This window comes from Belliella calami, assembly GCF_022549695.1.
In the GTDB taxonomy this organism is placed as follows: Bacteria; Bacteroidota; Bacteroidia; order Cytophagales; family Cyclobacteriaceae; genus Belliella; species Belliella calami.
This window is the reverse complement of the sequence record NZ_JAKZGS010000011.1, coordinates 124,728-145,913: the sequence shown is the minus strand read 5'-3', so window position 1 is coordinate 145,913 and position 21,186 is coordinate 124,728. Positions and strand designations below refer to the sequence as shown.

The 21,186-nt window shown below is 35.0% G+C and carries 23 protein-coding genes and 1 pseudogene; all 24 read right to left on the bottom strand.

Going from position 1 to position 21,186, the window contains the following annotated elements:
- Positions 1 to 724: 724 nt before the first annotated feature.
- The 24 genes and pseudogenes from MM236_RS13640 to MM236_RS13530 all read right to left on the bottom strand — a co-directional run bounded on the left by MM236_RS13640 (position 725) and on the right by MM236_RS13530 (position 21,165).
- Complete coding sequence (locus MM236_RS13640) at positions 725 to 1,372, bottom strand: CPBP family intramembrane glutamic endopeptidase (RefSeq protein ID WP_241275542.1); 648 nt, start codon at positions 1,370 to 1,372, stop codon at positions 725 to 727.
- 162 nt (positions 1,373 to 1,534) lie between these two features.
- Entirely contained in the window at positions 1,535 to 1,912 is a 378-nt protein-coding gene (locus tag MM236_RS13635; RefSeq protein ID WP_241275541.1) for a hypothetical protein, read from the bottom strand.
- Between the two features lie 1,706 nt (positions 1,913 to 3,618).
- Positions 3,619 to 3,750, bottom strand: a complete 132-nt coding sequence (locus MM236_RS13630) for a class IIb bacteriocin, lactobin A/cerein 7B family (RefSeq protein ID WP_241275540.1) — start codon at positions 3,748 to 3,750, stop codon at positions 3,619 to 3,621.
- Positions 3,751 to 4,623: 873 nt separating this feature from the next.
- A complete protein-coding gene (locus MM236_RS13625) occupies positions 4,624 to 4,788 on the bottom strand; it encodes a bacteriocin (protein ID WP_241275539.1) in 165 nt (54 codons plus the stop codon).
- Between the two features lie 8 nt (positions 4,789 to 4,796).
- A complete protein-coding gene (locus MM236_RS13620) occupies positions 4,797 to 4,979 on the bottom strand; it encodes a hypothetical protein (protein WP_241275538.1) in 183 nt (60 codons plus the stop codon).
- Between the two features lie 42 nt (positions 4,980 to 5,021).
- Positions 5,022 to 5,144, bottom strand: coding sequence for a hypothetical protein (locus MM236_RS19705; protein ID WP_255742671.1), 123 nt, complete (start codon positions 5,142 to 5,144; stop codon positions 5,022 to 5,024).
- Between the two features lie 1,258 nt (positions 5,145 to 6,402).
- Entirely contained in the window at positions 6,403 to 8,301 is a 1,899-nt protein-coding gene (locus MM236_RS13615; RefSeq protein ID WP_241275537.1) for a carboxypeptidase-like regulatory domain-containing protein, read from the bottom strand.
- Positions 8,302 to 9,000: 699 nt separating this feature from the next.
- Complete coding sequence (locus MM236_RS13610) at positions 9,001 to 9,138, bottom strand: hypothetical protein (protein ID WP_241275536.1); 138 nt, start codon at positions 9,136 to 9,138, stop codon at positions 9,001 to 9,003.
- A gap of 798 nt (positions 9,139 to 9,936) precedes the next feature.
- Complete coding sequence (locus MM236_RS13605) at positions 9,937 to 10,137, bottom strand: hypothetical protein (RefSeq protein WP_241275535.1); 201 nt, start codon at positions 10,135 to 10,137, stop codon at positions 9,937 to 9,939.
- A 21-nt stretch (positions 10,138 to 10,158) separates the two neighbouring features.
- A complete protein-coding gene (locus MM236_RS13600; protein WP_241275534.1) occupies positions 10,159 to 10,329 on the bottom strand; it encodes a class IIb bacteriocin, lactobin A/cerein 7B family in 171 nt (56 codons plus the stop codon).
- 442 nt (positions 10,330 to 10,771) lie between these two features.
- Entirely contained in the window at positions 10,772 to 10,912 is a 141-nt protein-coding gene (locus tag MM236_RS13595) for a hypothetical protein (protein WP_241275533.1), read from the bottom strand.
- Positions 10,913 to 11,059: 147 nt separating this feature from the next.
- Entirely contained in the window at positions 11,060 to 11,440 is a 381-nt protein-coding gene (locus tag MM236_RS13590) for a hypothetical protein (protein WP_241275532.1), read from the bottom strand.
- Positions 11,441 to 11,529: 89 nt separating this feature from the next.
- Positions 11,530 to 11,748, bottom strand: a complete 219-nt coding sequence (locus tag MM236_RS13585; protein ID WP_241275531.1) for a ComC/BlpC family leader-containing pheromone/bacteriocin — start codon at positions 11,746 to 11,748, stop codon at positions 11,530 to 11,532.
- The gene (locus tag MM236_RS13580; RefSeq protein WP_241275530.1) at positions 11,717 to 11,896 is read right to left on the bottom strand and encodes a class IIb bacteriocin, lactobin A/cerein 7B family; all 180 of its coding nucleotides are present in this window, start codon (positions 11,894 to 11,896) and stop codon (positions 11,717 to 11,719) included. The genes MM236_RS13585 and MM236_RS13580 overlap by 32 nt, the downstream gene beginning before the upstream one ends.
- Positions 11,897 to 11,973: 77 nt before the next feature.
- Entirely contained in the window at positions 11,974 to 12,336 is a 363-nt protein-coding gene (locus tag MM236_RS13575; protein WP_241275529.1) for an HTH domain-containing protein, read from the bottom strand.
- Positions 12,337 to 12,443: 107 nt separating this feature from the next.
- A pseudogene (locus tag MM236_RS13570) lies at positions 12,444 to 13,601 on the bottom strand (peptidase domain-containing ABC transporter); the annotation flags it as partial.
- A gap of 20 nt (positions 13,602 to 13,621) precedes the next feature.
- The gene (locus MM236_RS13565; protein WP_241275528.1) at positions 13,622 to 13,987 is read right to left on the bottom strand and encodes a hypothetical protein; all 366 of its coding nucleotides are present in this window, start codon (positions 13,985 to 13,987) and stop codon (positions 13,622 to 13,624) included.
- Between the two features lie 8 nt (positions 13,988 to 13,995).
- Positions 13,996 to 15,216 (bottom strand): carboxypeptidase-like regulatory domain-containing protein, encoded by a 1,221-nt coding sequence (locus MM236_RS13560; RefSeq protein ID WP_241275527.1) that lies wholly within the window; start codon positions 15,214 to 15,216, stop codon positions 13,996 to 13,998.
- 89 nt (positions 15,217 to 15,305) lie between these two features.
- Complete coding sequence (locus tag MM236_RS13555; RefSeq protein WP_241275526.1) at positions 15,306 to 15,491, bottom strand: hypothetical protein; 186 nt, start codon at positions 15,489 to 15,491, stop codon at positions 15,306 to 15,308.
- A 60-nt stretch (positions 15,492 to 15,551) separates the two neighbouring features.
- On the bottom strand, positions 15,552 to 16,730 hold the full coding sequence (locus tag MM236_RS13550) for a hypothetical protein (RefSeq protein WP_241275525.1): 1,179 nt from the start codon (positions 16,728 to 16,730) through the stop codon (positions 15,552 to 15,554).
- On the bottom strand, positions 16,727 to 18,628 hold the full coding sequence (locus MM236_RS13545; protein ID WP_241275524.1) for a prenyltransferase/squalene oxidase repeat-containing protein: 1,902 nt from the start codon (positions 18,626 to 18,628) through the stop codon (positions 16,727 to 16,729). The genes MM236_RS13550 and MM236_RS13545 overlap by 4 nt, the downstream gene beginning before the upstream one ends.
- A gap of 55 nt (positions 18,629 to 18,683) precedes the next feature.
- Positions 18,684 to 18,914, bottom strand: a complete 231-nt coding sequence (locus tag MM236_RS13540; protein ID WP_241275523.1) for an HTH domain-containing protein — start codon at positions 18,912 to 18,914, stop codon at positions 18,684 to 18,686.
- Between the two features lie 45 nt (positions 18,915 to 18,959).
- Positions 18,960 to 19,304, bottom strand: a complete 345-nt coding sequence (locus MM236_RS13535; RefSeq protein ID WP_241275522.1) for a biotin/lipoyl attachment domain-containing protein — start codon at positions 19,302 to 19,304, stop codon at positions 18,960 to 18,962.
- Between the two features lie 784 nt (positions 19,305 to 20,088).
- Positions 20,089 to 21,165, bottom strand: coding sequence for a globin family protein (locus tag MM236_RS13530; protein ID WP_241275521.1), 1,077 nt, complete (start codon positions 21,163 to 21,165; stop codon positions 20,089 to 20,091).
- Positions 21,166 to 21,186 lie beyond the last annotated feature (21 nt).

The window sequence follows — 21,186 nt, the reverse complement described above, 5'->3', positions numbered from 1 at the left end:
TGGATAGCATGGCTAACTCCCTGTCATGGATTGAAATCCATGACTAATACATCGGTCACTCCTATGGAGCTAATAGCAAATCCCACTTTCAGTCAACATACCAGCTTTCCAGTGCCAGCGGCACGACCGACATCTTAACGGTGGGTTTCAACCCACCGACCCACAAAACATACGACTCGGCAAAAGTCCCGTAGGGATGAAAGATATCTTTACTGATTGATCATTAAACCATCTCACTTTTCCCTAGCGGACTTCATGGCAGCATGGAAATCCCCTTGTCATGGATTGAAATCCATGACTAATATCTTGGTCGCTCCTATGGAGCTGATAGCAAATCCCACTTCCAGTCGACACACCTACTTTCCAGTGCCAGCGGCACGACCGACGTCATAACAGTGGGTTTCAACCCACTGATCCACGAAACTTGCGACTCGGTAAAAGTCCCGTAGGGATGGACGATATCTTTACTGATTGATTATCAAACCATCTCACTTTTCCCTAGCGGACTTCATGGCAGCATGGAAATCCCCTTGTCATGGATTGAAATCCATGACTAATACATCGGTCACTCCTATGGAGCTAATAGCAAATCCCACTTTCAGTCAACATACCAGCTTTCCAGTGCCAGCGGCACGACAGACATCTTAACGGTGGGTTTCAACCCACCGACCCACGAAACTTGCGATGAAGGGAAAGTCCCGTAGGGACGGACGATATTACACGTTCAAACTTCATAAAAATATACTGCTGGTATGATCAAGATAGCATTATAGACTCCATGGAAAATAATCGCCCACTTCATGCCATAGTTTAGTCTGATGTAACTCAGCACAAGACCAATCAAAAACTGAGCACCTACCATAAATGGCACCCAATAGAAATATTGTGCATAATCAAAGTCCGTGAAATTCATTAAATGAACAAGTGCAAAAAGTGTTGATGAAATAAAAATACTATATTTTAAGTTTGGTTGATCACCTTTGCTCACCTTAAACAACAAGAAAAGTAACCAAATCCACAACAAAACAACTGTAATCCAAGCTTCGCTGATCACAAAAACAGAGAGTCCCAAACTCCACCAAATTGATGATTTTTTAAAATCTAGATGCAACCTATAAATTGGTTCTTCAAGCAAAGGAGCAATTAAAACACCAAGAATAACTAAAAGCCATTTATATTTTTTTATAAGAATATCAAACTTGTGGTCAAACTCATCCACACCAGCCAAATCCAAAATAAGTGCATAAGGAATCACAATGGCAAAAGCTATCAAAAGCAGATACAAAAATTCTCTTCCTTTTATGTTTCCAAAAGAATCTCTATGATGTGGGGATTTGAGAAAAGTTATTATTTTGGTAAAGGTTTGTTTCATATTTTTCTATTTAAACTTGTTTTATTATCTATTGCAAAGTTCTACACAGTCTATCATTCCAATAAAATACCCAAATCCATAAGCAAACAAGCAAATTGCTATCACAGCCATAGAAAACCAAAATACGTATTCTAAATATTTCATAATCGAGACCTCAAAAATTCATGATCTATTAAAATCCAAATACTCAAATCCATATTGCTCATTCAAGACATCCTTCAACATCCCAATCCTTTTACTAAGATTCGTTTTAATTTCTTCATTTTTTTCAAACTTCAAATCAGTCTCAATCAATTCACATAATGCTACTAACTTTTCTTTTCTAATTTGAAGATCCTCATCTGAGTTAAACAAATCTTCAAAAAAACCATCCTTTTCTGTTTTCAAGAATGATTCTCTATTCATATCGAAAAAGGTCTGATACAACTTGGCAAATTCTTTTTTTCTCTCCTCCTCCAATATGTGTACCTTGCCTACTACCCTTAGCAAACCTTCAGAAAACGACCTAAGCCACCTTAGAATAATATCCCTTTCTAGCATATTGAATCTGTATTATTCAACTTTAATTCAGAACAAATGGACTGAATAACCCTAAAAGAAAATGAGAACCTACTTCATAAATAAACAAAATAGCAACTGTAGTAAAGAAAGTTTTAACTTTTATTTTTTTTCCCATGTCCTTTAAATTTTGGTCAAAATAAATAAATTTTCTTTAGTTACCAAACTTTTCCGGGCATCGGGTTTCCCCAATCTCGCTCTGGCAAATCAGATTAGCTAGCATAGAAATCTCTAAAACATGATTATTCAGATGCCCTTTCAGGGCATTACTGATAATAGCAGCATCTTGTACAATGGGCTGCACCCATTGTTAGAAGCTCTTGCCCTTACAGGGCAGTAGTTTATTATTGATATTTATTTTTTAAAATTAATAGCCTCTGATAATCAAACTAGTCTCTATTGTCAACCAACTATGAAATGGTTACATATTAAAACAATGGCTAAAAACCATCGAAACCAAAAAAATGCATTCTTGATACTTCATGTTAAAATATATTTGCTAAATATTTTCCAAATTTTTCACCAAAGCTAAAGAAAACATAAAACAATAAACTCCCCGAAAATATGCTCAAGACCATCAGAAACTGGATTAGATATTTATTCTTCATTTCCTTGAATTCATTTTTGTTAAAACTTTTGTTAATATAGAGTATATACCAAATTTCTTCTAAACTTTCATAAAGTAACTCATTTTTCATTCTCCACCAATATTTTTCATACAAATCGTTTCAGCAGTTATTTGATTTACTGATTGATCATCATACCATTTAGCCCCTCCCTAGCGGACTTCAAGGTATGATGGCTAACTCCCTGTCATGGATTGAAATCAATGACTAATACATCGGTCGCTCCTATGGAGCTGATAGCAAGTCCCACTTCCAGTCGATATACATGCTTTCCAGTGCCAGCGGCCCGTCCGACCGGGCATCCGGGCGGGCACGACCGACATCATAACGGTGGGTTTCAACCCACCGACCTACGAAACTTGCGATGAAGGGAAAGTCCTGTAGGGATGAATGATATAATATCATACCTCAAAAAATAAATAGCAAACATTATCACAATCACATATAGTAGACCACATGGAAGTATATCTCCCACTCTTTGCCATAATTATTCAAACTGATGTCAAATTACCCTTCTTCTCCTCACATCAAACCTATACACGAGCACAAATGCATAAGAGCAATATATTAAATCCTTGAAATTAATGTACCAATAAAACTAGGGGAAAAGTAACAATAAATCTATTGAATGAGATAAACGAATAAATTGAAGAACATTGTTTTCTCTACCTGAGTATAACTTAGGTAAAGAGGCGATAAAAAAAATAAGTTATCAAAATCCAAAGTTTACCAATCCAAAATAAGACAAATGATAAGCACTTTGGTAAGACACACACTGAAAACCAAGCAAATAGCCTATATTTAAGAGAGGAAATTATCTTAAGGGAAATTGAAAATTAAAATCAGGAAAATTTTCATTACGTTTTAAGACAATTCAAAATTCTACTGAAATCAATTACCTCTCAAAATGAGTCCACAATGATTCCAGTAGAATTCCTTATTAAAATAGATTTGCTAAATGCTTACCTAATTTTTCTCCAATATTGAAGAAAACATAAAATAGTATACTTCCAGTAAAAACATTTAAAATTATTATCAAATGTAAAAGAGGGTTATTCTTCTTTACCATTGACCACTATCTAATTTTTCTTTTACATAACCAATACCCACAACACAAGCTCCTGCTACAAAAATAAGCCATCCACCTTGGACGTTTTCTAACTCTTGTTCGATTAAATCATTAAAACCTTTCATATCCTATAAATTATTGTTTAGCTAAAGATTTTCCAATTACTTCTTTACTTTTTCAATAATTAACAATCAAATTAAAAAATCCCAATAATCAAAACCCACATTTGATTATGTTTCAAAATATCTTAAAAGATAAGATATGAATGGCATCATGTTCCAAATTATATGAAAGAGTATAGAAAATAAAATACCTTTTTGATAAAAAACATATGTAAATAACAATCCACTAAATATTCTGGTAATAACCACAAAAAAGGTGTATCCGAAATTTTCTAGCCAATTAAAATCGTAAAAATCAATATGTAAAATCCCAAAGATGAGCGCAGATGAATAAATGATATAACTTCTATTAACTCTGACCCCAATTTTCAATATCAAAAACAGGAGAAAAAAATAGCAAACAAAAAACGATAATATTAGCCATGAATTATGAAATAATATAACTGCTCCTACTAAGCTTATAATAATTTGATAAAGTTTAAGACCTGTATGCAACCTACAAGTTAATTCCTCTAATATTGGAGCCAAAATGATCATATTTAAAAAAACAATCCATAGTGTTTTGTCCTTAAACAAAAAATCTGAATTACCATAGTTAAAATTGAAAAGTAAATACGAGAAAACAAGTAAAAGCACGTAAAATGAGAGTTTGAGAATAAAAGCACGAACTAAAAATTTTCTTACTGTAAGCTTATTTTCTGCCTCGATAGACCCTGTTTTGATAAAAGAATAAAAATCTCGAATAAATTTGATCATATTAAGTTAATCGGTTTTCTATCAGATAATTAGAAATAAAAAGATTCACTAATTAAGATCATAGAATTTATTTTTCAAAAAGTATAAAAGAGGTTGTCTGCTAAAGACAACCCTTTAAAGTTATAAAATCGTTTGAAGAACATCCTTGAGACCATCTGCAACAAAGATAGCAGCTGCCGCTGTAACTCCAAGAAACTCCCCAAAAGCTCGACCTGCCTTTCTATACATTGAGATTTCTTCACCTCCATTTATTTGGATTAACTCAAAATTTGTTAACTCTTTCATAGTTTTTTTTATTTAGTGTAAATAAGCCACGACCGTGCTCTAGTAAAAGCATCTCCGAATGTTTCTCCAATTCCTGTTCCAAATTCAATTAAATTTTCAACTAAAACACCATTTTGAGTTAGTTTTAAAACAGTATTTCCTCCTCCATACTCTCGAAGATCGGCTAAACTCAATTCTTTTAAATTTTCCATAATCTAAATAAATTTTCATTTTTCCCCAACCTTTTTCGGGCATTAGGAACTCCCAATCTCTCCCAAGCAAATCAGGTTAGCTAGCATGGTGATTTGCTGATTGATCATCAAACCATTTCGGCCGTCCCTACGGGACTTTTGGATAGCATATCTACCCCCTGTCATGGATTGAAATCCATGACTAATACATCAGTCGCTCCTACGGAGCTGATAGCAAACCTCACTTTCATCCGATATACCAGCTTTACAGTGCCAGCGGCACGACAGACATCATAACGGTGGGTTTCAACCTACCGACCCACGAAACTTGCGACTCAGCAAAAATCCCGTAGGGATGGACGATATCTTTGCTGATTGACCTCAAACCATATCATTCATCCCTAGCAGACTTCATGGTATGATGGCTAACTCCTTGCTATGGATTGAAATCCATGACTAATATCTTGGTCGCTCCTATGGAGCTAATAGCAAATCCCACTTTCATCCGATATACCAGCTTTCCAGTGCCAGCGGCACGACCGACGTCATAACAGTGGGTTTCAACCCACTGATCCACGAAACTTGCGACTCGGCGAAAGTCCCGTAGGGATGGACGATATCTTTACTGATTGATCATCAAACCATATCACACTTCCCTACGGGACTTTTAGATAGCATGGCAATCCCCTTATCATGGATTGAAATCCATGACTAATACATCAGTCGCTCCTACGGAGCTGATAGCAAATCCCACTTCCAGTCGATATACCAGCTTTCCAGTGCCAGCGGCACGATAGACATCTTAACGGTGGGTTTCAACCCACCGACCCACGAAACTTGCGACTCGGTAAAAGTCCCGTAGGGATAGACGATATCTTTGCTGATTGATCATCAAACTATATCACACTTCCCTACTGCACTTCATGGTTGGATGCCTAAATCCTTGTCATGGATTGAAATCCATGACTAATACATCGATCACTCCTGTGGAGCTGATAGCAAACCTCACTTTCATCCGATATACCAGCTTTCCAGTGCCAGCGGCACGACAGACATCTTAACGGTGGGTTTCAACCCACCGACCCAAGAAACTTGCGACTCTGCAAAAATCCCGTAGGGATGGACGATATCTTTGCTGATTGACCCCAAACCATATCATTCATCCCTAGCAGACTTCATGGTATGATGGCTAACTCCTTGCTATGGATTGAAATCCATGACTAATATCTTGGTCGCTCCTAAGGAGCTAATAGCAAATCCCACTTTCATCCGATATACCAGCTTTCCAGTGCCAGCGGCACGACCGACATCTTAACGGTGGGTTTCAACCCACTGATCCACGAAACTTGCGACTCGGCAAAAGTCCCGTAGGGATGGACGATATAATATCCTTTGGTCTTATAAATATAATGTATATAAAATGATAGTTACAGAATTTCAAAAATCAAAATGATAAAACTATTCCAGCAGAAAGGATTCCGTTTCTCGATAGCCTCTCATTATTTGAATGTTCACTTACCTGGATCGAAGATTCGTAGTCCTTCTCTTTCAGCCAAACTGATTTTTTAAACAATCCTCTTTGCTCTTTGATATGCACACCATAATTATTGTACAAAATGAATGGTAAACTTGCTTCTCCGTAAAACTTCAGCCTACGGCTTTTTTCCAAAGACAATGACATAAAAGGAACTACTCCAAAACCTCTTGACTCAAAAATCACATCATACCCACCACTGTCCAATCTTCTACCATTTAGTTCAAACCTTTGATCACTTCTGAAATCTCCAAGTTTGGTTCCATTCATGGAATAGCCTGTCTTAGCCCCAAGACTTAGATAAACTGGCCTCGATCTTGGAAATAGCTTTCTCTCCCACTCAATAGTTGCCATCTGACTGCGAAATCTCCTTGTTGCAAATGAGCTAATTTCCTCAAATCCTACAATCCATGATTTCCCCAATTCATATTTGATAAAGCTTGAATAGCCAAAAAAAGTGGATGTCATACTTTCCTTTTCCCCCGTCCACGATGTACCTAATTGATTCATATCAAGCCAAACTCTAGGAGAAATGGAATTACCGTAAACAAGAGCAAAAGATGTTCTAAACCGCTCTAATATTGAAATGATCTTATCTGTTCTTGATCTTTTATCAATTGTGGATTTCTCCCATTCATCTTTGCTTTGATAAGGAATGTTGTGTTCAAAAGGCATTACATTATGGCCTTCCCAAAACTCAGGATCATACCCTTGAACTTTATTCAGGAAAACATCCCTGTATTGTACTCGGTCTGCATAAGGTATGGCTTCTTCTGATTGATAAAAATCAGTGGTGACATATTGGCTTTTCAGGTAAATAAAATCGTTCTCTTTATTAAAAGCTGTCTTATAAAACCCATGAGAAAAGCGCCACAAGGAATCATAGTTTGTATAATCTATTTGATATTCCATGTATAATCTATTGTATCCCGACAACTTACTTTTTATTGAGTTTTCAAAGCTCTGTGATTTACCAATAGTATGATAGTTCTCAATCCTCGCTATAGCGTAAGTTTCATCTGCAATGTGTAACTTACCAATTCGTGAATTGACATTATTTTCAGGTTTGAAAGATACTACAATAATATCCCTCCCATCTTGCCTAAGGGTATCGGCAATATCAAAAACATATTTATCAAGGTTTTTCTTATTCAGAGGGCCACTTCTTTTCGCTACCCAATCAAAATTATGTTGGTCATGAGCACCTCCATAAAATCGAACATTGATGTTTTCATAATTTTCTCCAATATAATTTCTTCCCTTAATAAGCTTCACATCTCCATTTTTAACTCTCTTTTCATACCCTTCTTTCAGTGCCTCTACCTCCGCCTCTCCTATATAATATGGCATTTGGAAATTGCTATCAGGACTTACTATCTCTCTTGTAAACCCTATTAATCGCTCACTATTTGCAGGGTAGTTTTGGGGTATTCTATCTATAGCTCTTTCCACTATCAATCTGGCAATGTCCACAGCAAGTACTTCCACAGTAGCAAGTGTGTTAGTTTCTTCCTCCAATCGAATGATATTCTTTTTATCAGACAATTTAGAAATGGGGAAAATTTCGTTTTTATACCCCATGCATGAAACCACCAAATCATTCTTGAGATAGCGATTAGGTACGACAATAGAAAATTCACCATTCGAATTGGCGACAGTACCTATATTTGTATTATCTATGCGCAGATGGGCAAATGGAATGGAAATCTCAGTCACTTTATTAATTATTTTCCCTTTGTATAAAGTCTGCCCTTCTGAAGAAAAAAAGAAAAGCAGTAACCCAAATAGTGGAATTAAAAATTTTGTCATATTTAAATACCTCTGTTTTGTACGCAAAAATCTAACTAAAACAATTTGGGCTAAAATACCTCAAAAACTTTTTCATACAAATCGTTTCAGCAGTTTTTTGATTTGCTGATTGATCATCAAACCATTTCGCCCGTCCCTACGAGACTTTTGGAAAACACGAAAATCTTCTTGTCACGGATTGAAATCCATGACTAATACATCGGTTGCTTCTATGGAGCTGATAGCAAATCCTACTTTCATCCGATATACCAGCTTTCCAGTGCCAACGGCACGACCGACATCTTAACGGTGGGTTTCAACCCACCGACCCAAGAAACCTGCGACTCGGCAAAAGTCCCGTAGGGATGAAAGATATCTTTACTGATTGATCATCAAACCATCTAACTTATCCCTAGCGGACTTCACGGTTGGATGGTAATCTCCTTGTCATGAATTGAAATCCATGAATAATGCGTCGGTCGCTCCTAAGGAGCTGATAGCAAATCCCACTTCCAGTCGATATACCAGCTTTCCAGTGCCAACGGCACGACAGACATCTTAACGGTGGGTTTCAACCCACTGACCCAACAAACTTGTGATGAAGGGAAAGTCCCGTAGGGATGGAGGAAATAATAGTTAAACCTCAAAATATACAATTGCTAAATTAGATATTGGATTAAAACTCATAGATAAAAGATATCAATTACTACTAATTATAAGTCAATTAGTATTTTCACTTTTTTGGAGTGAGCGTTCTCCTTTCAAGCCCCTTTTGAAATCATCCCAATCATTGAATATCATCAGTGACAAAAGGAAAGAGGCTACAATTATTAAAAATTGAAATGTTTTCTTTTTCATAACTGCGTTGATTTATACTTTATCTACTCTTCAATTCTTTTAAATTTTCCTTAATCTAAATAAATTTTCATTTTTTTCCCAACCTTTTCCGGGCATAGGGTTTTCCCAATCTCGCTCTGGCAAATCAAATTAGCTAGCATAGAAATCTCTAAAACTTGATTATTCAGATGCCCTTTCAGGGCATTACTGATAATAGCAGCATCTTGTGCAATGGGCTGCACCCATTGTTAGGAGCTCTTGCCCTTACAGGGCAGTAGTTTATTATCGATATTTATTTTTTAAAATTAGTAGCTTCTGATAATCAAACAAGTCTCTTTTGTCAACCAACTATGAAAAGGTTACATAATAAAACAATGGCTAAAAACCAATAATAAACGAATAAAACACCTTAATCTTTCCGACCCTGAAGAGTCTAAAGAAAGACAAATTACACTAGTCAAAAACCATATCGGCCGTCCTTACGGGACTTTTGAAAAACACGGAAATCCCCCTGTCATGGATTGAAATCCATGACTAATACATCGGTCACTCCTATGACGATGCTGTAGAATACATAAGATCTATCTTTGTTATATATTCCAAATACTTATTTTTTTTGTAAAAACGCTATTATACTTCAACTACTTATGGGATTAGGATTTTACATGTTGAATAAATGCAACTACAGCTCCAAGAAAAATTCCAAATAGAAAGCAATAAGCCATAACTTTTTCTAACATTTTTTTCATAATTAATTGTTTTACAGCATAAATTTAAATTAAGCAAAGAAAATAAATCTCCTTTACTCTAAAAAAGTATTTATTCAGTTAAATACCTAATCCCTCGATAAATACCATACCCTACAGCGGCTCCTATGATTACGCAGCCAAGTCCGACACCTGCTGCTATACAAATTGCTCCGAATGTCAAAGGCTCACCACCATTAATATCAACCATATCTGTGTTACTCAGTTCAACCAAGTTTAGTTTCACAGGCTTATCAATCAATAATTCTTCCATAATATTTCTGTTTAAAATCTACTACTCTTTAGCATGCTGAGTTGCTGTAACTGTTGCCCCAATTGTTGCTCCAAGGGCTAAACATCCACCGATATAGTTCCAACCAATGGCAACCCCCCAAATAACAAGTGGTGCCAATCCTCCCTTAACCTCCACCATCTCCTCAAAACTCAATTCTTTTAAATTGTTCATAATCTAAATAAATTTTCATTTTTTTCCCAACCTTTTCCGGGCATAGGGTTTTCCCAATCTCGCTCTGGCAAATCAAATTAGCTAGCATAGAAATCTCTAAAACTTGATTATTCAGATGCCCTTTCAGGGCATTACTGATAATAGCAGCATCTTGTGCAATGGGCTGCACCCATTGTTAGAAGCTCTTGCCCTTACAGGGCAGTAGTTTATTATTGATATTTATTTTTTTTAAATTAATAGCTTCTGATAATCAAACAAGTCTCTATTGTCAACCAACTATGAAAAGGTTACATAATAAAACAATGGCTAAAAACCAATAATAAACGAATAAAACGCCTTAATCTTTCCGACCCTGAAGAGTCTAAAGAAAGACAAATTACACTAGTCAAAAACCATATCGGCCGTCCCTACAGGACTTTTGGATAGCATGGCTAACTCCTTGTCATTGATTGAAATCCATGATTAGTATATCGGTCACTCCTATGGAGCTGATAGCAAATCCCACTTCCAGTCGATATACCAGCTTTTCAGTGCCAGCGGCACGACCGACTTCATAACGGTGGATTTCAACCCACCGACCCAAGAAACTTGCGACTCGGCAAAAGTCCCGTAGGGATGGTCGATATTACACGTTCAAACTTCATAAAAATACACTGCTGGTATGATCAAGATAGCATTATAGACTCCATGGAAAATAATCGCCCACTTCATTCCATAATTCAATTTGACTTCAGATTACACGCCTCCTCTTTACATCAAACCAATACACAAATACAAACCCTAAAACATAATAGATCATATCCTTGAAATCAAAAGTCCCAACAAAACCAGGGAAAAAGTAGCAATAAATCTCTTGGCTTAGATAAGCGAATAATACCAAAAATAAGATTTTTCTTGCTTGCATTCTTGATTTACTTGGAGGTGTAAAAATCAAATAAACAATAATAATAGATACCAATCCAACACCAGAATCTGCCAACCCAAAATCAAAGAAACTATGGCTATTTTGATATGAACGGTAGTGGCTAGCAAGAAAATAACCAATTAAATAAAGAATAAAAATCTTTTTAAAATGTAATATTTTAGGTGAGCAAAGTATATTTTTCATCATTTTACAAATTTCAATTACTACCAAATAGTAATAAAAATTGATGCAAACCCCTTTTTCTAAAATGGATTTACATCAATTATTGCTATAAATCAATACGTACACCTACCATTAGGGCCATCCAATGCTGAAAGATGTGCTGGTGTTGCACCTTTTCTTGAACTTAACCATCCTACACAGTATCCCGCACATTCAACTATTTTTGCTGTTATTTCTGTAAGACCACCGCCTTCAATTTGAAGAAGTTCTGACTCACTCAAATTCTTGAAATTTTCTATATTAATTTTTTCCATCTTCTGCTCCTTTTTCATAACCTCTTTTAAATACTTCGATTGTTTCACCAGGATTCATAGCCATGTCTGTCAAAATTGCAACTGCAAAAATCCCTGCAATGATCATCCAACCTCCCCCATCTACCTCCTGCATCTCCTCAAAACTCAATTCTTTTAAATTGTTCATAATCTAAATAAATTTTCATTTTTTTCCCAACCTTTTCCGGGCATCGGGTCCTCCCAATCTCTCCCAAGCAAATCGAATTAGCTAGCATGTTGATTTGCTGATTGATCATAAACCAAAGAAAAGATAGTTCCGTCTAAAATTTTAGACGCTGGAAAATAATTTGAAATTTTTCCTGCAGAGATATTCCGGACTTCATCTGACCCAAGAACCTTCAGAGAAAACACCACTGACACCCCGTTGCAATTCTCATAAACAAACGAATTTGACCGCTTTGAAAACCTAATCTCAACCCCCTCATCCCTCAGTTCATCCAGCATCAAATACAGCTTTGCTCTACTCACCCCCAATCTCTCCGCAAATTCCTCCGGACTTCCTGTCCGCTGCTCCCTTACCAGCTTGTTCAACAGCTGCAATCTCTCAATTTGTCTGATAAATTCCATGTTTTTTTGGTTAAATAGTTAAAAGGTTAGAAAGTTGTAAAGTTGGAAGGTTAGAAGGTTAAACGTTAAGCGTTTAACGTTTAACGATGAACGCTTAACGTTTAACATTACAGCACCACCAATTGCTTACGGATCATTTCGAAGTATTTGCCTTCTTTGGCAAGCAACTCTGTATGGGTACCTTCTTCGATCAGTTTTCCTTTGTCCAATACATATAATCTGTCAAAATCCTGTACTGCTGCCAGTCTGTGGGTTATAAAGATGATGGTCTTGCCTTCGGTGGCGAGCATTCGAATGGTCTGCTGTACAAACTGCTCCGAACCTGGATCTAGGGAAGCTGTGGCTTCATCTAAGATAAGGATTTCAGGGTCTCTATAAAGTGCCCTTGCGATGGCTATCCGCTGCTTTTGCCCTCCTGAGAGTGATGCTCCATTTTCTCCCAAATATGTCCCGAAACCATTGGGTAAATTTTCTATAAAATCCATCATGCCCAACTTGTTGCAAATACCGACGATCTTCTGCATATCAGGCTGGTAATCCCCCAAAGCCACATTTTCCAATACATTCCCTGCAAAAAGGTCTATGCGCTGAGGTACCACGGAGACAATTTGTCGCAAACTTACATTGTCGATAAATTTGATATCATGCTCCCCTATATGGATATTGCCTGATTGGAGGGGGTAAAGATTCTGGAGCAGGGATACCAGGGTACTCTTGCCCGAACCACTCTCCCCTACTACTCCCGAGATTTTACCTTTCGGAAAAGTAATATTAAGGTCATCAAAAACATTGGCCCGGGAGCCATATCTGAAATTCACGTTTTTGAAAGTGATGTCTCCCACATTTTCCTTTTTGATGGGAAATGTATCGGCAGAACTCTCTACCTCTAGATCCATGATTTCAAAAAGCCTATCAGCCGCTATCAATGCATTCTGAATGGTTTTGTTCATACCGATCAAACTGGAAACGGGACCAGTCAGGTATCCTGTCAGGGCATAAAAAGACATCAGTTCGCCGGGTGTTATTTCATTTTTCAGGACATAACCTGCACCTACCCAAAGAAGGATGATAGTAAAAAGCCTTGAGATTACTTCCGAAGAGGTTCCCGAAAAGATATTGTTCAACCCAGATTGGTAAACTGTCCTTAGCAAGGACACAAACCTCACCTCTGTTTTGATATTGGCGTGTTCTTCAGCCCCAAACCTTTTGATCGTACCCGCTGAGGTAATCGATTCTACAAGTTGGGACTCCAATTCGGCTGATTCTACAAGAGGTATTTAATAAATCACCTCTTTTTCTTAATTACTTCCACTTTCTGATGGTCAACGTAAGGCGGTAGGCGATAACTATCCCTTAAAAAACCTGGTGTGGTATTAAGTCTATGAAATATATAATACTCTCTCATATTATAGCTCTTGTACTCATACTCTTTTAAATAATTTAAGTTATATTTAAATACTGGGTTATATTTTTTTAAAATTAAATTAGTTAAATTTATATTATCATTAATTTTTAAGCTGGAAGAAAAATTGTCTTTTTCTACAAAACATGTTGTCATAAGACTATCAAGATTTTTGATTCTTTGCCCGTAGTTTTGAGAGATACAAAACCATAAGATCGCAATTAAACAAACTGTTTTTTTAATGTTCATGATTCCTCCTATTTAAAGTATGTGCCAAATGCATTCTCTCTTTCGAATGAAGCTATTATGGCTTCTTCCTCAGCTGTAAGCTTTACTACCGGATTATCTTTCCAAAATTTTGGCTTGTATTTAGCACGCTCAAAGTTTTTTACACTTTCTAACTCAATATTTGGCTGCCTGAGATTTTTAGGCTTTTTTTCAAGTACTTCGTATGTAAAAAATATAGAGGACACCTTTGATGGTATAATCTTTCCATTTTGAATCAAATCATATTTATAATTAACACTGATATAATCTATTTCTCCTGACTTTTCTGAAAACACAAATTCAAAAGAGTGAGAGGGATTCTTAACTTCAATAATTTTTGTACCAGTATATCCACGAATATCAGCCGCTCCTAATGAATGATCTATGTATGCCATATATTTTATAAGCTGATTTGTTGTCGTATTGAAAGTGAATTCACCATAAGTAAAAATAGCATTTGTTTCAGCAAACTCTGGTTTGGGTTCAAATTTCACAACAATAAACTCTTGATTGGCTTCTGAATACACTTGCTCAATATTAAATTGATACTTGTGGGTAAAATTTTCCCCAAAAGGTTTCATCATTCTATTAAAAGTATCATCTGAAATTGGAGAATACAGTACATTACCAACAGTCATGTAAGAAAAATTTACATGCGAAAAGAAAATAATTTCAGGATTGAATTTTATTCTGGCAAAACGCGCTTGGTCAATTTTAATTTCTTGAATCCCATTTGCAGAAATAGCAACGTCATAAAATGCTTCAATCCACTCTGTCGCATTATCATTCATGTAAGCGCTTTGCCTATAAAACCCTTTTTTATAGTTTATGCGATTGTATCTAAGATAATCCATTACACGTTGGACGATCTCTTCCACATCTGTACTAAAAACTGTTATTTCATCAAGTACAATTTCTTTAGGTTTTAAATTGATTGTTAATCCTGATTGAAAACAGTCTTTGGTTAAAAATTTATTATAAGACTCATAGCCAGTATGTGAAATAAATAAAGTATCATTTTCAGATAGTCCAGATAATTCAAATTGACCTTTTTCGTTGCTTAACGTTCCTTTTTTACTTTGACTGGAATAAATGTGAGCATAAGATACAGGTTCTTTGGAGTGTTCATCTATTAAAAACCCATCTATCTTTTGGCCATATGCTAAAGTAAAAAGAAACATAATTAGCAGGCAAAGAGCAATTTTTTTCATAATAACAAATTAATTCATTTTTTTTAGTAATCTCAATTCTTTGGAAAATTGGCGAATAGTTTTTGACCATTCGCCAATCCAATTTGATTTTAAAACTTGATCGTGTAAGTTGCCTCTACTTTCATCTTCCCATCACAATCCCCTCCGCTACAGGTATAACCACCTTCTGCTTTACCTGACCATTTCCCGAACTCTACTCTTTCTTCAAGTTCTTCAACTTCGAAAAGTTGAGCAATCTGGAGATTGTTCTCCACCACTTCATTAATTTGTTTCATTGTGTTATTTGTTAATTATCTAATGGAGTGTTAATTATAAACAAACCTGACACACTCCAATTAAGCCAAGTTTTTTTCTAAAGATTTTTTTCTCGGAATTCTAGCCAATAGTGATATTCCTAATTTTAACAATAGGATATAAAATCCTGCGATCAATAAATACCGTAATGAAATAAGGGTTATAATTGATTCAGTCGAACCCAAAAATAATTCATGAAATGCTGTTATGATTTTTGCTGGAAAATCTAGGATATCTTCCCAATAATTCACCAAAATTATGCACATATAAAACCCCACAATTAAGACATTCATAATACCATAGATCAATATCCAAATAAATCCTTCTTTCATAAACAAACCAGATCTTTTGTCTTTAGAAAAAAAGGCTTTTACAGCTTCGTTGGATTTAAGTAAAAGATTGGGCGTATCTGTCAAATCAGATAAAATCCAATATCCATCATATCTTATAAAGGGATTTAATTCCGATATCGTTTTTATAAAAATTAATAATGACACATATAGATAGACATAATTATAAGTAAATAAGAAAAACAAACTAATCATTGAAGCATAAAAAAGTTCTAAATAAACTCCACCTAGATTTGTGATAATTCTATGATGTTTTTTCAGTGACCATACATTCGTAATCTGGGCATATACAACAGGAAATATCAAATAAAAACCAAAACCAATCTCACCATGTTTCACCTTAAAATACTTGCAAGCTGCAATATGCCCTAATTCATGAATGAGCATAGAAGTATAAAAAAGGACTGAAAAGGACACTAAATCCAATAACCGTATTGAATCAAAATCAAATGAAAAATACTTTATTGATAAAAAAATCAAGAGAGTACTATATAACATTAGGCTAAACCAAAAAATTAATGGATTGAATAAATGCTTAAAAGGTTGAGAAACATATCCTGCTAATTTTGAACTTAGCAAAGGTATTTTTATTGACATGTAGCTTTTTTTTAAATTACTCTCAAAATTGACAAGAATACCTGAACCACTAAACTTGTTTACTATCAAACATTCAAAATCATTTAGGCTAAGATTTTGAGAATATTCATCGTTGAACTGAGATGTTGCACTACCTAAATCGGTGCAATTCACAACAATATTCAGGAGTTTTCTTGTTTCATTATTTATCAAGAGATGAATTCCATCATTTGTATTTACCACCCACCTATTTTTATCAAACGGGGTAATGATATGTTCTTTTAAAAAAATCATATCTTTATAGACTTAAATTTTAAAAGTGCACCAACTACTGAAACTGTAGTAAATACTTTCTTATAATCATCTACTAAAACATTAACACCAAAAGAGCTTTTTCTCCAAGAAATTACATCTTCTTGATTTTTCACGTCAGTAGCAGGAATAGCTAATATTCTTTCTGACACCCAGCTTCCATCAATCAGTTGATTATTCAAAATGAATCTGAATCCTTTCAAAATATATGTTCTATTATCTTCGAAATTGTACTCGCATAGTGCTCTCAAAGCTAATGCAGTATAAAAAAAACTCTCTTTCCTAGAAAAAGGATCTAGCCAGCCCCCAGTTTCAGATTGATTTCTAATTAACCAATTGACTGATGATACACATTTATTTTTTAAATTTTGATCTTGACTAAATGCGATAACTGTCCATGCAGTTGCATAGATTGAGCTAGACCACCAATAGGACTGTATTTCTCCATTGGGCAGTATTTTACTTTTCAAGTATTTCGCAGTATTGAGGAAATCATCATACATTTCAGGAATTAGAGATAAAATATAGCAAATACTTGCCGAGACGCAATTATGTGGAGAAAGCCAGCCTTCCACACTTTGGTGGTTTGAAAGGTTCAAGATTTCTCTTAATTCATTTTCTTTATTATAAGTACTCCAACCACCATTTTTATGCTGAAAATTTTTCAATTCATTTAACTTTCTAATTGAGAGATCCCCATGGAAATTTAAAAATTGTGCTGCCAAAAAAAATGCTAATGAATCTGCATCTTGAATAACGGATTTGTTATACCCTATTGAAGCCTCGTTACAAAACAAAAAAACGTTTGATAACTTAAAATCAATTTTGATATCTTTAGAATCCTCAAACCCAGATAACATAAATGCGCTATAGTAAGAAACCCAATCTTTTCCTATTCCAGCCCCTGTGATAAAGTCTGACAATTGACCGTTTCCATCTATACTACTTTTTAAAAATTCAACACCTTTTACAATAGAATCTTTAACTAGAAAATCAAGATTAGACTCCACCCTTTCCAATTTTTCAATTTTATGGGTACTTTTTGTTTTTGCCTTTGAAATTAGCAGATTAATCTCTGAGATTTGAGCTTTACATTTTTTCACTTCAATTTCAAGAAACTTGTTAAGTTCATCGAGTTCAAAGCGGCTCGAAATTTCTCTTGCATTTAAAAAATGATTTATTGCATTTTCTATTAACTTTTCAGCAATCCCAGAAACGTATAAATATTTATGGAGTAACTTAAATTTATCATTCACCTGAATTTTATTAACAACTCCAAGCCCTTTCTCAACCAATACATGAGCATAAGTGCGTTGCCCAAAAACCAAATCTTTATAAAAATCGTCTATATCATCTTGATATTGAAAAGCGATATGAATTTCTTCTAGACATTTTAAGAGTTCAAAAGCAACTTTTTCATTTCGTTCCTCAGTGCTTGAAAGATATCTAAGTGCATGAATTATCACATAGCATATTGAAGATTTACCCTTGGCTATACTCTCAAATTCAAGTTCACTTATATGCTCTTGCCCATTACTAATTTTTTTTTCATTTTTAATAGTAGTAAAATAAAAGGCTTTTAATTTTTCAAAATCACTCCAAAAAATATGAGAGCTATGAAAATGCACACTCAATTCTTTTATTGCATTCTCAAACAATTGAATTGCATCATAAAGGAAGTACTTATTAAGATCTCCATCGATTACATTATCTAAAAGAATCATTCCTTTGAAATAAGATTTAGATGCTTTCTTAAGCATTTCTATTTGATCTTGCTTTATTAAAAACAATGGATTAAAAAAATCAACTAATGAAGCATAAAAAATGTCATCACTTTTTTTATTTTGCTTTTTCACGGCATACTCCTTACTATCGATCATAAAATTTTATTTTATACAATAATAAATTGGCACACTCCAAAAAAACCGGAGTATATTATTTTTTTATAAATTTTATTTCTATTTTTCCTTCTGCTTGATAATAATAGCTTTTTCTTAGTTTGTCATAGTTTATTGGTGCTCCTAATTGCTTCATCATAGAAATTGTTTCATATAAAGTGCTTTCAGAAATTTCTAGTCTGTTGGCTAACTCTTTTGGTGTTCCTGTAGACTTAAGTCTAATAAGTTGATCCAATCTGGAAATTCTCTCAATTAATTTCTGTGACATTTTCGAAGCTTTTGAGTTGTTATTGAAAAAAAATATTTGACATCGTTACTTCGTTTTAAATATCTCCAACCCCTGCATCTCCAGATTCAAAACCTCTCCTCTGACCAGCGCCAAAACATCTCCTTTTTTGACTTTTTGGTTTTCTTTCAGATTCCATGTTTCCAATCTTCCACTTACCGAGCTCATCAGAGAATTGCGCTGCAAAGCTGACTGAAAAGTCCCCCTAGACTGTACTGCCACATCCACATAGATCAGTGGTAGCGCAATGATTCCAGCCAATAAAATCCCAAGAAATAATAAATAAATTGCTTTGGACTGCACACTGATGTGGGAATCGTAAACTTCTACCGTTTGCTGTATAATCGCTGCCGGAAAAATATTGTTTTTCATAAATAAAAGAGTTGTTGTAAATACTTCAAAAAAACTAAACTTGTATAACTAGAATTCGCTCCTAGCTATGAAAACTCTCTCTAGTCAAATCAATACAACTTCGAATTATTCTAAAATCTGATAATAACCCTAACCTAAATATTTGCATATCACAGCGTTTAAATAATTAATAGACCACTTAAAAGTAAAAAGCATTATGAAGCAAGTATAGGTTCAGAAATTAACAATTCCAAAAATTCTTTTCCCAATGGACTGATGATTTTGATAGAATTGGATTAATCAAAGACAGGAATACAAAATAAAATTTCAACTAAAAAACTACCCCCCCCAATTAAGAATTTAATTTTGTCAAATTAAGAATATTAAAATATTTAATCTTTTTGGCTGTTTTAGAAATAAAAACCCAGTCCAAATAAAAAAAGTGATTTACAGTAAACTTCAAAACCTTAAACATCTAAACTTTCATTGTAGGTTAAAAGGTTAGAAAGTTGGAAGGTTTGAAAGTTAGGCTTGCAACGCGCTTTTTCTAAACTTCTAAACTCTAATATTATAAACTTTTATTATTAGTTAAATAGGTTAAAAGGTTAAAAAGTTGTAAAGTTGGAAGGTTAAGCTCAAAAACACTAACAGATATGCTCAATTATTTGGATTTTTGAGCTTTGAAAACAAAATTTTTGAGCTTTATCATGACCATATTAATTTGCCATTTTTTTTCTATTTAAAAAAAGACCAGCCTTATCTCAAAGCTGGTCTTTTTCAAATTAAATCGATATCTAAAATCAATTTACCTCTGCACAATCGCATCTTTCAAACCTGGGCTTGTCAACAAAGCACCAAATTCTCCAATTACGCTCTCAGGGACATTGTTTTCTACTGCTCCTTCTACCACTGCTTCGATAAATAGATCATAATCCGCTGCAGAAACCAATCCAGTCATTCTTGAATTTGTAGCAGGATTGTGTGCATCTACCATATTCAATCCTGAATATTCGATGTTTACAGATCCGATAGCTTCAGCCAAAAATTCAGAGAAATCTGTTACCAAAGCTGTAAATCCTGAAGTATTATTTGCACCTACCTCGGCTAGCAAAACAGAGAAATAAGGTTGCAACGCATTATATTTTCCTCCTTCGTTTCCAGCAATGATCATTACCGTACTGGTAACCACTGCCTCCAATGGAGCATATCCAGCTTCTACTAATCTCTCTGGTTCGTTATCTCCAGACACATCGATCATGGCATTGCCACCTAATCTAGTATAAAGATCTAAACCTTCATTATCAGCTCTCTGAACGATTGGCTCCCTCACAGATTCCAATAATTGACCAACTGGACCTAAAACCTCATTTGATGTGATGTTAGCTTGTGCTGCTCCTTCTACGACAGCTTGTACGAATAAGTCGTAATCAGCATTGTTGATTCTACCGTTCATCCTTGGGTTTCGAACTGGATCATGTGCTGCTTCCATATCCAAACCACTATAGGTGAAATTTTGTGAACCGGTAGCCTCTGCCAAGAATTCTGTAAAATCCCTTACAAGAGTCGTAAATCCTGAGGTTTGTCCATTTCCAACTTCAGTCAACAATACACTAAAGTAAGGCTGCAAGGCATCGTACTTACCGCCTTCATTTGTTGCTATTGTCAATACAGTGTTTGTCACAACTGTCCTAAGGTTCAAAAAACCTTGCTCGATCGTTTGTCCAGGGTTATCGGGATCTGAAACACGAGTTTCACCTCCCAATTGAACTGCATAAAACGAATCGTCCATCATCCTGAGTTGATCATTGTCATCTTTACAAGACGAAAATGCAACCATGGATCCAATCAAAGCACTGGCTAACCAGTAATTTACTTTTTTCATAATCATTAAAATTTGGTTTTA